At 66.0% G+C, this 13,441-nt stretch carries 13 protein-coding genes and 4 tRNA genes; 7 read left to right on the top strand and 10 right to left on the bottom strand.

All coding sequences use genetic code 11. The annotated features are described in order from the left end of the window. Window positions 1-21: 21 nt before the first annotated feature. From F627_RS0114140 to F627_RS0114155, 4 genes are all read right to left on the bottom strand, one after another. Entirely contained in the window at window positions 22-1,428 is a 1,407-nt protein-coding gene (locus F627_RS0114140; RefSeq protein ID WP_018867553.1) for a heterodisulfide reductase-related iron-sulfur binding cluster, read from the bottom strand. Between the two features lie 43 nt (window positions 1,429-1,471). Beyond that, entirely contained in the window at window positions 1,472-2,146 is a 675-nt protein-coding gene (locus tag F627_RS0114145) for a 4Fe-4S dicluster domain-containing protein (protein ID WP_017941141.1), read from the bottom strand. A gap of 189 nt (window positions 2,147-2,335) precedes the next feature. Continuing rightward, window positions 2,336-2,566: a sulfurtransferase TusA family protein gene (locus F627_RS0114150; protein WP_017941140.1), complete on the bottom strand. Its 231-nt coding sequence runs from the start codon at window positions 2,564-2,566 to the stop codon at window positions 2,336-2,338. A 137-nt stretch (window positions 2,567-2,703) separates the two neighbouring features. Beyond that, window positions 2,704-3,033 carry a rhodanese-like domain-containing protein gene (locus F627_RS0114155; RefSeq protein WP_019584412.1) on the bottom strand — a complete coding sequence of 110 codons (330 nt, stop codon included), beginning with the start codon at window positions 3,031-3,033 and terminating at the stop codon, window positions 2,704-2,706. 198 nt (window positions 3,034-3,231) lie between these two features. Between F627_RS0114155 and F627_RS0114160 the strand changes: the two genes are divergently transcribed. The 3 genes from F627_RS0114160 to soxB all read left to right on the top strand — a co-directional run bounded on the left by F627_RS0114160 (window position 3,232) and on the right by soxB (window position 6,985). Further along, the gene (locus F627_RS0114160) at window positions 3,232-3,585 is read left to right on the top strand and encodes a hypothetical protein (RefSeq protein ID WP_018867555.1); all 354 of its coding nucleotides are present in this window, start codon (window positions 3,232-3,234) and stop codon (window positions 3,583-3,585) included. Between the two features lie 103 nt (window positions 3,586-3,688). Further along, window positions 3,689-5,083: a M48 family metallopeptidase gene (locus tag F627_RS0114165; protein WP_019584413.1), complete on the top strand. Its 1,395-nt coding sequence runs from the start codon at window positions 3,689-3,691 to the stop codon at window positions 5,081-5,083. Between the two features lie 93 nt (window positions 5,084-5,176). After that, window positions 5,177-6,985 carry a thiosulfohydrolase SoxB gene (gene soxB, locus F627_RS0114170; RefSeq protein ID WP_018877062.1) on the top strand — a complete coding sequence of 603 codons (1,809 nt, stop codon included), beginning with the start codon at window positions 5,177-5,179 and terminating at the stop codon, window positions 6,983-6,985. 142 nt (window positions 6,986-7,127) lie between these two features. Here soxB and F627_RS0114175 read toward each other — a convergent pair whose 3' ends face one another. From F627_RS0114175 to F627_RS0114195, 5 genes are all read right to left on the bottom strand, one after another. Then, window positions 7,128-7,559, bottom strand: a complete 432-nt coding sequence (locus F627_RS0114175) for an RT0821/Lpp0805 family surface protein (protein ID WP_018877063.1) — start codon at window positions 7,557-7,559, stop codon at window positions 7,128-7,130. Between the two features lie 196 nt (window positions 7,560-7,755). Continuing rightward, window positions 7,756-7,831 (bottom strand) — tRNA-Lys (locus F627_RS0114180). Window positions 7,832-7,847: 16 nt separating this feature from the next. Then, window positions 7,848-7,923: transfer RNA gene (locus tag F627_RS0114185), tRNA-His, on the bottom strand. Window positions 7,924-7,963: 40 nt separating this feature from the next. Beyond that, window positions 7,964-8,040 (bottom strand) — tRNA-Arg (locus F627_RS0114190). Window positions 8,041-8,107: 67 nt separating this feature from the next. Then, a tRNA-Pro gene (locus F627_RS0114195) sits at window positions 8,108-8,184 on the bottom strand. Window positions 8,185-8,357: 173 nt separating this feature from the next. Between F627_RS0114195 and F627_RS0114200 the strand changes: the two genes are divergently transcribed. Together F627_RS0114200 and folD are read left to right on the top strand one after the other, a co-directional pair. Further along, window positions 8,358-9,233 (top strand): GGDEF domain-containing protein, encoded by an 876-nt coding sequence (locus F627_RS0114200; protein WP_018867252.1) that lies wholly within the window; start codon window positions 8,358-8,360, stop codon window positions 9,231-9,233. A 107-nt stretch (window positions 9,234-9,340) separates the two neighbouring features. Further along, entirely contained in the window at window positions 9,341-10,204 is an 864-nt protein-coding gene (gene folD / locus F627_RS0114205; protein WP_018867251.1) for a bifunctional methylenetetrahydrofolate dehydrogenase/methenyltetrahydrofolate cyclohydrolase FolD, read from the top strand. Window positions 10,205-10,234: 30 nt separating this feature from the next. Here folD and gltX read toward each other — a convergent pair whose 3' ends face one another. Next, entirely contained in the window at window positions 10,235-11,668 is a 1,434-nt protein-coding gene (gene gltX / locus F627_RS0114210; RefSeq protein WP_019584414.1) for a glutamate--tRNA ligase, read from the bottom strand. A gap of 192 nt (window positions 11,669-11,860) precedes the next feature. Here gltX and F627_RS0114215 point away from each other — a divergent pair, with 192 nt between their 5' ends. Continuing rightward, window positions 11,861-12,376 (top strand): peptidylprolyl isomerase, encoded by a 516-nt coding sequence (locus tag F627_RS0114215; RefSeq protein WP_018137548.1) that lies wholly within the window; start codon window positions 11,861-11,863, stop codon window positions 12,374-12,376. 8 nt (window positions 12,377-12,384) lie between these two features. Continuing rightward, window positions 12,385-13,140 carry a UDP-2,3-diacylglucosamine diphosphatase gene (locus F627_RS0114220; protein ID WP_019584415.1) on the top strand — a complete coding sequence of 252 codons (756 nt, stop codon included), beginning with the start codon at window positions 12,385-12,387 and terminating at the stop codon, window positions 13,138-13,140. Window positions 13,141-13,441: the final 301 nt, after the last annotated feature.

Below are 13,441 nucleotides of genomic sequence, written 5' to 3' on the forward strand. Positions count from 1 at the left end.
CTAGAACGGTATCTTGCTGCATCAGACCTTGCCCCCGTAAGCGAGTTCAGGATTGTAGAGGTATTCGATATTGCCGGCCTCGACCTCCTTCAGGTACTCCTGGAAGGTCTTCTTGGCCTCGGACCAGGACATGCCCATCTTCTCGACCAGGTCCTCGCAGGGCGACGCATGCCACTGCAGCTGGACGATCTTGAACGGATCCGCACCGCAGGCCAGGGCCGCGAACTGGACTTCCGCCATGATCGGAATCTGGAAGTTCTGGTTGTGGGCCTTACCGATCCACTGGTTCTTGTCCATGGTGGTGACGCAGCCGGTGTCGTTGGCCAGCATCACGTCGGCGTTGGCTTCCTCGCGGGCCACGCGGATCTTGCGATCCATCGTGAACGAGCGGGTGAACTCGCGCTCGGAGATGATGTGGCGGAAGCCGAAGCCGCAGCAGTCGTACCAGGTCGAGTAGTCGATCACCTGCGCACCCAGGGCCTGGGCGGTGGAGGTGATGATCGCGGTACGGTTGCCACCCAGCACGGACGGATCGTACACCGCGTCCTCGTGCACCATCTTGTAGTAATGGCAGGCCACGTGGGCGGTCGTGCGGATATTGGAGACGTCGATGGTCTGCAGCTCGGAGGCAATGCGGTTGCGCATCACGTGCACCCACTCGGAGTAGTGGATGATCTCTTCCGGGATGACCAGCTTGCCGTCGACCAGGCGCCCCAGCTTGCCAAGGATCTTGGTGACCTTTTCGCGCAGCTCGGCGGACTCCACCAGATACTTGCGGATCTCCTTGTAGTTACCGAAGGAGGTGCCGCAATGGACCAGCGGGTAAAAGTGACCCAGCTCATGCCCGTGCTGCTTGCCGGAGACGTAGGCCTGGTGGAAGTTGCGCAGGAAAACCGCCGCCAGCGACTCGACGTTCCCGATACCGGAACCGTGGTAGTTCCACGCGGTGCAGGAGGTCTGGTCGGTCTCGTCGAGGTAGTCCTTACCCGGCTCGAAGCCGAACTTGTTCATGAACCACAGCAGCGAGGTCGGGTAGCCCGGGATGTTGCCGCACTGGCCACAGGACTTGTGGTGCCACAGCTGCTTGGTCGGGACCTTCTTCTCCCAGCCGAACAGGGTGTTCACCGACATCGGCTCGTGCTGATCCTCGATGCGATGGATGATGATCTGGCCGTCCTTCTCGAGCTCGTACATGTGCTCGCGGACGTCATCCATGCGATCACCAAGATCGATGGTGCGGCGGTCGACGTGCTTGCGGACCCAGTCGGTGGCCTTGACCGCGTCTTCCTTCGACAGATCGGTCGACTGGAAGAACGAACCGTGACCGGCAATGCCCTGGCCGTCGGTGTTGTGGTAGCCCGGCTTCATGGTGCCGGCGCCAGCGCCTTCACCATTCTGGTTGTGATTGCCTGGGGTCTGTTCACTCATAACGCTTCTCCTGATGTCTTGGATGCGGGATTCGGCGAGCGACTTATTCGTCGTCTTCCTCTTCCTGCTCCTCGAGCCAGTCTTCGTAGTCCTCGCGCTTCTCGTCGATGAAGTCTTCGATCACGTCGAAGAGGTTCTCGTCCATCAGCTCGAGGGACTTCAGGACCCCGGTCATTTCCCAGATGGTGTACATCTCGACCGAGGTCTTCAGGGACACTTCCCAGGCGGTCTCGACCGTCTGCAGCGTCTTCACCGGAATCGCCTTGCGCAGGATGCGCAGATCGCCTTCCACCTTCTGGATGTTGGGGCCCCAGTCAGGGAAGTGATCGGGCTGGATCATGTCGGGGGACAGCTGGTTACCCGTGGTGATCAGCTTGAGCATCACGCGGCCGAACGGACGGAGTACGTCCTTCGCGGACTGCATCTCGTGCTTGATGGCCACTTCGCGCATGATCGCGACCAGGCCACCGGGAGAGTTCTTGAACGGGCAGCGCGCCGCACAGGTCATGCACTGGGCGCAGGCCCAGATCTTTTCCTGCATCGCGTCGTAGATCTGCTCGACGTTCTCGGTCCAGAGCAGCTGGACGATCTCGCGTGGCGAGTAATCGTAGAACTGGGCGGACGGGCACGTGGCCGTGCAGATCCCACAGTTCAGGCAGCCGTTGAGCTCGTGGTCGTAGCGAAAATCCCCGCGGATATCGTCGAAGATTTGCTGCATCTCAGCGTATGTCGCCATATCTCACACCTCTTCGCTTTAGGCGATGCAGGTTTCTTTGTGAACCTTGCGCAGCCAGCCTAGACCTCGTCCAGGCACCAATCCAGTTACCGCATGGCAACCGTCGTTATTCAGGATTCGGGGCGGTCAACCCTTGCGGATTGCCGCCCCGAATCAAGCGTTTGAAACGCTTCAGGCCTTCTTTACGAGGAAGTAGAACTTGCCGCCTTCTTCCTTGTGTTCCATCAGCTCGTTGCCGGTCTGCTTGGCGAAGGCCTGGAAGTCCTTCACGGCGCCCGGATCGGTGGCGATGATATGCAGAACCTGGCCGGCGTCCATCGCGGCGAGCGCCTTCTTGGCGCGCAGAATGGGCAGCGGGCAGTTCAGGCCGGAAGCATCGAGTTCTTGGTCAAAGTTGGCCATCGTTTCTCTCCTTTGAGTGCGTTTTATCAGTCGGGTACTGCAGTCCGAATCGGGCCCTGAACGCGACAGCCACGACCGAACGGTTACCTGCCGAATTCCCCCTTATAGGCGAAACGGCATCGGAATACAACCGAATTCTAATCCGGGCTTACCACCGGCTTGCCCGTCTGCGCCCAGCCGACGATGCCGCCCCGCAGGCTGCTGGCGCAGTCGACACCCTGCTGGGCGAGAAAGGCACAGGCCTGCGCGGATCGGGCGCCACTCTGGCAGTAGATCACCAGCGGCGTGTCGTCGCCGGTGAACTCGTCCTTGCGCATTGGCAGGGTTGCCAGCGGGATCAGCTCGGCACCCGGAATGACCCCGCGCCCGGTCTCGCCCGGCGAGCGCACGTCGAGCAGGCGAAAGGTTTTGCCTTCGCTGCGCCACTGCTCCAGTTCGTCCGGGGTGATCTCGGTGAATCCGTACACGCTGTGCTCCGGGTCGTCTCGTCGTGGGATGCGGACTCTCGCGGCAGACACCGGCATGGTTCGGCGCTGTGAGCGCAAGAGTGGGCGCGGAGCATAGCGAAACCGGCCGCAAATGCAAACAAGTCCGACGACGGGCGGGTGGATGGTCGCCCGTGGCGAAAAGTTCTGCTATGGTCGCTCCCGCTTCAGGAAACGCTGATGCATACTGATCAGCTTCATTGCTTCGCGGAGGATATCCCGGTGGACAAGAGCGAATTCCAGGTGGACGGCCATTACGCCGTCACGCTGAAAGACGAAAACGGCAAGCTACGCCCCGCCAACATCTATGTGCACGACATGCAGGACGACTACATGATCGCGCGCCGCACCTCCGGTGGCGACGTCGGCCTGCTGTTCAAGATGGGCTACGACGACATCGTCAAGAAGGTCCGGACTCACAAGGTACTGGATCGCAAGAAGTTCATGGTGCCCGAGGCGATGCTCAAGCCGAAGCTGTGGGAAACCCGTGACAGCATGCGCACCTATTCGTCGGCCCCGGGGCTTGGCAAGTAACTACGCCTCCCGGCATTGCCGCACTGCAGGGCCGGCGCCCGCCGGCCCTCGCGGCCTGCTGTTTATTCCCCATTTCCTGCTCGCCGCGCTCCTTGCGCTGGCGATGCTGGCGGCCCCGCCCGCCCACTCCAGCGGGGTCTCCCTCCCTGATCTCGGCGAGGCCTCCGGCGGCGTCCTGACCCCCGCCGAAGAACGCGAGCTCGGTCGCTCGCTGCTGCGCGAGATCCGCCGCACCGCCCCGCTGGTCACCGACCCCGAGGTCGTGTTCTACGTGGACTCGCTCGGGCGCCAGCTCCTGGCTAACGCCCCCAGCGCCGACGGCCCCTTCTACTTCCTGACCGTAGACAACGGCCAGGTCAACGCCTTTGCGATGCCCGGGGGCATCATCGGCATTCACGCCGGACTGATCCTCGAGGTCCGCGATGAAGCCGAACTGGCGGCGGTTATGGCACACGAGATCGCCCATGTGACCCAGCGTCACCTGGCGCGCATGTTCGCGCGCGGGCGCGACATCAACTTCACCACCGGCCTGGCGATCCTGGCGGGCATCCTCGCCTCCGCGGTCGACCCGACGCTGGGCTCGGCGGTCATCACCGGCGGCGTGGCCGGCGGCATCCAGCAGCAGATCAACTTCACCCGCGCGAACGAGGCCGAGGCCGACCGCGCCGGCATGCAGATCCTGCAAGGCACCGGGTTCGACCCGCACGCGATGGCGGATTTCTTCGAGCGGTTGCAGGAACTGTCGCGCGGGGTCGGCGACCAGGTACCGGAATACCTGCGCACCCACCCGGTAACCCTCGACCGCATCACCGATGCCCGCAACCGGGCCAGCCAGATGGCCGCGACCGAAACCCGCGCCCGCGGGCCCGAATTCGAATGGATGCAGGCCCGCGTGCAGGCCCTGAAAGACCCGCGCCGCACCCTGGAGCGCTTTCGCGCGACGGACGCCCCATCCCCCGCGCGGCGCTATGGCGCAGCCGTCGCCTATCTCGAGCGTGGCGAGGCCACCCGCGCGCGCGAACAACTGGAACGGCTCGATGCCGCCGATGCCCCCGGGCTGACCCTCGAGCTGGCGTTCACCGCCCTGCTGCGCGAGGAGGGCGAACATGAACAGGCCCTCGAGCGGCTCCAGGACCTGGACGCGGTGTACCCCGGCCACCCGGTGATCCGGGAACGCCTCGCCCGCGTACACCGGGATCTTGGCCAGCCCGATCGCGCGATCCGCATCCTGTCGGACATGATCCGCCAGGAGGCCGCCCCCAACCCGGAGCTGCTGCGCCTGCAGGCCGACATCGCGGACGGCGCGGGCTATGTTGCAATCAGCCGCGAAGCCATGGCCGAATACTTCTTCCACCGCGCTCAGTATGAAGAAGCGGTCCGCCAGTTCGAGGCCGCCATGGACGCCTCGGATGCCAGCGATCGGGACCGCCAGCGTATCGAGGACAAGCGTGACTCCGCCCGCGAGACCGCGCGCGAGGCCCGCGAGGGGCGGCGCTAGGGAATGCACGCCGGCAACGGATCGTCTACCTCGCGTCGCAAAATGTCTTTACTGCCATTCACCACCAACCCGGAATAGAGAGGTAGATTCCTCATGCACATCTCACGCCGAGAATTCATGCAGTTGCTGGCCGCCGCCAGCGCCGCCGGTTTCCCCCTGGGCACCGCTGCCTGCAGCAACAACAAGGGCGGCACCGCGGGTGATCCCTACGATGCGCTGGATCGCTTCGGCAACGTGCACCTGCTGCACTACACCGACTGCCACGCCCAGCTGAAGCCGATCTACTTCCGCGAACCGAACATGAACCTCGGCGTGGCCGACATGCGCAATCGCCCGCCGCATATCGTGGGCGAGCACTTCCTCAAGCACTACGACATCGAGCGCGACAGCATCTACGCGCACGCCTACACCAATCTCGACTTCATGGAAGCGGCCGAGAAATACGGTCGTGTGGGCGGCTTCGCGCACCTCAAGACCCTGGTCGACAAGCTGCGTGACTCCCGCCCGAACGCCCTCCTGCTGGATGGCGGCGATACCTGGGGCGGCGGCTCCGGCTCCGCGCTGTGGACCAACGCGCAGGACATGGTGGATGCACAGAAGCTGCTGGGCATCGACATCATGACCGGCCACTGGGAATTCACCTACGGCGCCGACCGCGTCGAAGAGGTCGTGAACGGCGACTTCGCCGACGCAGGCATCGACTTCGTGGCCCAGAACGTGCGCGACGTGGACTGGGGTGATCGGATCTTCAAGCCCTACGTGATCCGCGAGATGAATGGCGTGAACGTGGCGGTCGTAGGTCAGGCCTTCCCCTACACCCCCATCGCCAACCCGCGCTGGATGGTGGAGCAGTGGTCCTTCGGCATCCGCCCGGACGACATGCAGGAACAGGTCAACGCGGCCCGCGCGGAGGGCGCCGAGATCGTCGTCGCCCTGTCGCACAACGGCATGGACGTGGACATCAAGATGGCCGGTATGGTCGAGGGACTGGACGCCATCATGGGTGGCCACACCCACGACGCCGTGCCGCAGCCGCTGCCGGTGGAGCGCCCCGATGGCGGCACCTGCCTGGTCACCAACGCCGGCTCCAACGCCAAGTTCGTCGGCGTGCTGGACTTCGACTTCCGCGACGGCGCGATCCAGGACTGGGAATACCGCTTGGTGCCGGTGTTCGCCGAGATGCTGCCGGAACACCCGGGCATGGCCTCGTTCATCCACAACATGCGCAACAGCGAGGTCACCTGGAAGGGCGAAACCTTCAACATGGAGGAAAAGCTGTCCGAAGAACTGGCGGTCACCGACGACCTGCTTTACCGCCGCGGCAATTTCAACGGCACCTTCGACCAGCTGATCTGCGACGGCCTGATCGAATACAACGACGCCCAGATCTCCTTCTCCCCGGGCTTCCGCTGGGGCACCACGGTGCTGCCGGGCATGCCCATCACCTTCGAGCACGTGATGGACCAGACCGGCCTGACCTATCCGGAGATGACCCGCAACACCTTCACCGGGGCCCAGATCAAGGACATCCTGGAAGACGTCGCGGACAACCTCTACAACGCTGACCCCTTCTACCAGCAGGGCGGCGACATGGTGCGCGTCGGCGGCCTGAAGTACGCCATCGATCCGACCGCCGAGATCGGCAACCGGATCTCCGAGATGGAACTGGACGGCCGCAAGCTGGATGCCGACAAGGAATACGTCGTCGCCGGCTGGGCCAGCGTGCAGCAGAATGTTCCGGGCGGTGTCGGGGTCGACATCTGGGATGGTGTCGCCGAATACCTGCGCAGCCTGGACGGCAACGTACGCATCAGCGACCTCAACGAACCCAAGGTCAAGGGTATCGGCGAGGACAACCTCGGTTTCGTTCCGACCACCGAGGACATGTACCGCCGCTCCTGATCGGTTGCCGGCACCCGTCCGGGCCTTGCCTGGAACGAGAAAGCCCCGCTCATGCGGGGCTTTTTTGTGGCTGCGCGGCTCTCGACAGCCGTGCTTGACCGGTTACCACCGGAACCCAAGACCGAGCGATCACGCCTGAACGTCAGACGTTCACCCAGCGCCCGCTGGCATCGCGGCAGGCCGTGCCCGTGATGGTCTCCGGATATCCGTCCATCGTTGCCTGCACCTGATACTCGCGGCAGTCCTGCCCCGAGGAACGGTAGGTGCGGGTGGGCGTGGCCTGGTACTGATGCCCGGTGTTCGGATTGCGCCAGGTCGAGCTCTGCCGGTCCGGGACCGTCTCCAGCGTGCGCGACACCCGCATCCGGTCGACATCGTCCATGCTGCGCCCCACCGAACCGCCGATCGCCGCACCCGCCAGGGTGCCGGCAATAATCGCGGCGGTACGCCCGCGCCCGCCGCCGATCTGACTGCCGATCGCGCCCCCGGCGGCCCCGCCGATCAGGGCCCCGGTCTGCTGCTTGCTGATCGTCTGACATCCGGTCAGAAAGGCCACCGAACCAACCAATGCCATAATCAAAAACAACCGCCCTGCCATTTTCCACCTCCCGCCGTTTCCAACCGCCTTGATCGGACATCACGCGGTTAGCTTACGCCCGCGCATCTGAACGACAGGTGAAGGAATGGCGGACAGGAGGTGTACCCAGCAAGACACAGAAAGACGCCCGCAGCAGCCGCCAGGCACCCTGTAGGGAATAACGAAAAGGAAATGGTGGGCCGTGTAGGAATCGAACCTACAACCAATGGATTAAGAGTCCACTGCTCTACCAATTGAGCTAACGGCCCCCGGAACAAAAGGGGATGGGGTGACCGATGGGACTCGAACCCACGACAACCGGAGTCACAATCCGGGACTCTACCAACTGAGCTACGGTCACCACCGTGTCACTGTACAGCTACTTGCGCGAGGGGCGGCCCTGGCGCGCCCGGCAGGACTCGAACCTGCAACCGTCGGCTTAGAAGGCCGATGCTCTATCCGGTTGAGCTACGAGCGCGTTACCGCCGAGCATTGGGGCCATGGCGCCTGATTCGAACCTGCCTGCAAGCCTTGGCCGGGAGCCATGGTCGGGGTAGAGGGATTCGAACCCCCGACATCCTGCTCCCAAAGCAGGCGCGCTACCAGACTGCGCTATACCCCGTCGAGCCGTCCCCGCAAAAAGGGCCTACACAGCGAGCGCAGGATGGTAGCGCCGGAAGAGGGGACCGGTCAAGGAAAAAGGGGGAAATTTCGACCTGGCTCGCCCCCGGCAGCCGCCTGTCGTGGTAACGTCAAACCGAATCGTACGCAAGGCCGCGTCGCAGGGAGAAACGGATGCTCGACTGGGTAGCCAGTACGGCCATTGTGCTGGGGGCGGCAGGCCTTCTGTACGCCCAGTGGAAGCTCGCCCAGCTCCTGCGCCAACTGCCGCAAAGCCGCGTGCGTACGGGCTGGAAGATGATGGCCTTCCTGGTCCCGGTGTTCACCCTGGGCTATTTCGGCTACATCCCGTTGAACTGGGGCCTCTACCAGGGCCTGCCGGACCTGCTGGTCCCGGTGATCTTCCTGCTGGGCGGCTGTTTCGTCTGCACCGTGGTCGGCCTGACCTACAGCTCGGTGGAAAAGATCCGCCGCGTCACGCGGCTGGAGCATGAATCCATCACCGACCCGCTGACCGGTCTGTTCAACCGGCGGCACATGGATCGCCGGCTGGAAGAGGAGGTCTCCCGCGCGCGGCGCTACGGCCAGCCTCTCTCCCTGGTGATGCTGGACATCGACCAGTTCAAGCCGATCAACGACCGCCTCGGTCACCTGATCGGCGACTACATCCTGACCACCCTCGCCGAACGCATGCGACTGGTACTGCGGCGCTCCGACCTGGCCGCGCGTTTCGGCGGGGAGGAATTCGTCGTGATCGCCCCGCATACCGACCTCGAGGCGGCCATGGCCCTGGGTGACAAGCTGCGCAACGCAATCGCCGGTACCCCGATCACCCTGACTGGGCACCAGGCGGCCCCGCCCTGCGCCCCGGACGAACTGACCGTCACCGTCAGCGTCGGCATCGCCAGCCTCGCCAGCGACCCACAAGCCAGCGAGACCGCCGAGACCCTGATCGCCCGTGCCGACGACGCGCTCTATCGCGCCAAGCAGGACGGACGCAACCGTTGCGAGGCCAGCCCCGCCACAACCAGCCTCTCCGCGGCGCTGTAACGGATTCTTCCGGCGTCCGCCGACAACACGGATTCCCGCCCGCGTCGGCTTGAGCGCCCGCCCCCGCCATGGGAAGATCGCGGGCATTCCTTCCAAGGCGAGACCCCATGACGGCCCAGCTCATCGACGGACGCGCGATCGGACAAAGCCACCGCGCACGGATCGCGACCGAGATCGAATCCATGACCGCCCGCGACCTGCGTCCGCCGGGTCTCGCCGTGGTCCTGGTCGGGACCAACCCGGCCTCCGAGGTGTACGTGCGCAACAAGCGCAAGGCCTGCGAACAGGTCGGCGTCGTCTCGCACTCCTACGACCTGCCGGCCGGCACCCCGCAAACCGACCTGCTGGCGCTGATCGACCAGCTTAACGCCGACCGCACCATCGACGGCATCCTGGTCCAGCTGCCCCTGCCCGACCACATCGACCCGGAAACGGTGATCGAGCGCATCTCTCCGGCCAAGGACGTGGACGGCTTCCACCCGTATAACGTCGGCCGCCTGGTGGCGCGCGTGCCGCGCCTGCGCCCGTGTACGCCCTGGGGCGTCATCCAGTTGCTGCGCCACATCGAGGAGCCGTTCAAGGGTCGCACCGCCTGCGTGATCGGTGCCTCCAACATCGTCGGGCGCCCGATGGCCCTGGAGCTGCTGCTGGCCGGCGCCACCCCGACCATCTGCCACCGCTTCACGCCGGACACCGCCGCCATCGCCCGCCAGTCCGACATCGTCGTCGCGGCCGTGGGCAAACCCGGCCTGGTCAAGGGCGACTGGATCAAGCCGGGGGCCACGGTCATCGATATCGGCATCAACCGCCGCGACGACGGGACGCTGACCGGGGACGTGGAATTCGATGCCGCCGCCGAGAAGGCCGCCTGGATCACGCCCGTGCCGGGCGGCGTCGGCCCGATGACCGTCGCGATGCTGCTGGACAACACCCTGCGCGCCCGCGCCTTCGGGACCCACGAAGCGGGCTGAGGACGCGCCCGGGCCCGCCCGGGACCCCGCTCAACCGGCCGCGGCAATCTCCTGCGCGGCCCGCAGCCGCGCCCGCACCCGCTCGCGCCCCAGATACTCCCAGATCCGCGGCAGCTCCGGGCCAAAGGTCTGCCCGGAGAGGGCTGCGCGCAGCGGCATGAACAGCTTGCGGCCCTTGGCACCCGTCGCGGCCCCCACGGCCTTGGCCAGCGCCGGGAAGTCCTCGGCCTCATCCAGCGCCGCCAGCGCGGCGCCATAGAACGCCGCCCCGGCCCCCGCCAGCTCCTCGCGGGCGCTGTCGCTGTACGGCATCGGGTCGTCCGCGAACGCCGCCACCCACACCGGGGCCTCGGCCGCCCGGCTGATGTTGTCCCGCAGCAGGCGCGCCAGGGCCGGTCGCTCTTCGGCGGCGACCCCCTCGAGCACACCGGCCGCTTCCAGATAGGCCTGCAGTGACTCGTCCGACAGCCCGCGCAGGGCCTCCGACTGCCAGTGTTCCAGCTGCTGCGGGTCGTGCCGGGCCGCGCTGTGCCCGATCCGCTCGCGGCTGAAACCGGCCGCCAGCGCCTCGGCCGAGAGCAACTCGTCCGACTCGAAGCGATGCCCGAGCCGCGCCAGGTGGTTCAGGATCGCCAGCGGCAGATAGCCATCGGCGCGCAGCTCCTCGACGCTGGCGGAGCCGTTGCGCTTGGACAACGGCGCCCCGTCCTGCCCCATCACCAGCGGCAGGTGGTGATAGGCCGGCGCCGCCAGCCCCAGCGCCTCCAGCAGCAGCATCTGGCGCGGGGTGTTGGCGATATGGTCCTCGCCGCGCACCACGTCGGTTACGCCCATCAGGGCATCGTCGATCGCGTTGGAGAAGAAGAAGGCAGGCGTGCCGTCGGAGCGGCGGATCACGAAATCGCCGATCTCGTCGGTCCGAAAGCTCACCGGCCCGCGTACCCCGTCCTCGAAACGGACCGTGCGGCCCAGCGGCACGCGAAAGCGCAGGGTCGGCTTCTGCCCCTCGGCCTCGCGGCGCGCCGCCTCCTCCGCGCTCAGGTGGGCGCAGGTCCCGGGATAGCGCGGCGGCTTGCCCTGGGCGCGCATGCGCTTGCGCCCGCGGTCCAGCTCGGCGGCCGAGCAGAAGCACGGATAGGCCAGCCCCTGATCGATCAACTGCCGGTAATAACCCGCGTAGAGTTCGCCGCGCTCGGATTGCGCGTAGGGACCGGCGTCACCCCCGGCGCCGAAGCCCTCGTCCCAGTCCAGGCCCAGCCAGCGCAGATCGCGCTGCAGGGCCTCGACAAACTCCGGCCGCGAGCGCTCGGCATCGGTGTCCTCGATCCGCAGCAGGAAACGGCCGCCGCGCGACCGCGCCAGCAGCGCGCTGAACAGCGCGGTGCGGACGTTGCCCAGGTGCAGCAGGCCGGTGGGGCTGGGGGCGAAACGGGTTCGGGTCATGGTGTTCGTCATCGCGCGCATGGTAGCGGAGCGCCCGCGGCCTCACCAGCGCCGCGTCCACACATCCAACCGGCGTGCTGGCAGGCCCCGCCGGTGGCGGGTACCATGCCCCCCTCGAATTCCCCGGAGGTCAGAACCATGCAGCGCATCCGCACCCGGCTTGCCATTGTGCTGGCCACCGCCCTTCTTGCCCTACTGCTTTCAGGAGCCCCCATGGCCGATACCAATCCGCAGGTCGCGATCGAAACCAACCATGGCCGCATCGTGCTGGAACTCAACGCCGAAGCCGCCCCGGAGACGGTCGCCAACTTCATGTCCTACGTGGATGACGGCTTCTACGACGGTACGATCTTTCACCGCGTGATCCCGGGATTCATGGTCCAGGGCGGCGGCTTCGACAAGAACATGAGCCAGAAGTCCGCTGGCGAGCCGATCCGCAACGAGGCGGACAACGGCCTGAAGAACGAGGTGGGCGCGATCTCCATGGCCCGTACCCAGGATCCGCACTCGGCCACCGCGCAGTTCTTCATCAACGTGAACGACAACGACTTCCTCAACCACACGGCCCCGAATGCGCAGGGCTGGGGTTATGCGGTCTTCGGCAAGGTGACCGAGGGCATGGACGTCGTGCGTCAGATCGAGTCCGTGCCCACCGGGCGTTCCGGCATGCACCAGGATGTGCCGCAGGAGCCGGTCGTGATGGAAAGCGTGAAACGCGTCGAGGACTGAGCCACCCCGTGGCTTCGAGCGCGCCGGCCCTGGTCATCTCCGACCTGCACCTGGATCGCGAGCCCGGCCCCCTGCTGGAGGCCGCACTCTCCTTCCTGAAGGGACCGGCGCGCAGTGCCTCGGCGCTGTACATCCTCGGCGACCTGTTCGAATACTGGGTCGGCGATGACGCCGGATTCCCGGCCGCTGAACAGCTCGCCGAGGCCCTGCAGACACTCGAGATCCCGGTCGCCTTCATCCATGGCAACCGGGATTTTCTCGTGGGCCCGGACTATGCCGCCCGCGCCGGGATGCAGCTGGCGCCCGAGCCATTGCATGCCGCCCTGCCCTGCGGGCCCGCCGTGCTGCTGCATGGCGATTCCCTGTGCACCGACGACACCGAGCACATGGCCTTTCGCCAGCAAGTACGCGGCGGCGAATGGCAGCGGGCGTTCCTCGCCCATCCGCTGGAGGAACGCATCCGCCAGGCCGAGGCCATGCGCGCCACCAGCCGCGACAACAGCCGGATGAAGGCCGACGCCATCATGGACGTGAATGCGAACGCCGTGGCCGATACCTTCCGCGACGCCGATGTCCCGCTGATGATTCATGGCCATACCCACCGCCCCGCGATCCACGACCTGGCGGTCGATGGTCAGCCGCGCCAGCGCTGCGTGCTCCCGGCCTGGGACGAGCACCCGGGCTACCTGGAGGTCGCGGCGACCGGCCCCGTCCTGCGCGAACTGGACGGCTCGCCCTACCCGGCGCACCTGCTGCACGCCTGAACCGCACTCTTCGCGCCGTTGCGCGGCTGGGCATGGTTCGTCGTCGGTGTTTACGGCGGCTTCGTTCGGCCGCCTGCTTTGTAGTGGCTGGTCCTGGCTCGGCCTCGGGTGTTTACGGTGCCTTCGGTCCGCATACTGCCTGGCGCTGACTCGCCAGCGCGCCCCGAGGCACTTTCTTGCTTGCCCAAGAAAGTGCCCAAAGAAGGGCACCCGGATTTCGCCCGGGAACCTCGCTCCGGACGCGCTGGGCCGGCGGCGCTGAACTCGCTGCGCCTTCGGCTCCGCTCAGACATCCAGCGCC

Source organism: Thioalkalivibrio sp. ALE16, from assembly GCF_000381305.1.
In the GTDB taxonomy this organism is placed as follows: Bacteria; Pseudomonadota; Gammaproteobacteria; order Ectothiorhodospirales; family Ectothiorhodospiraceae; genus Thioalkalivibrio.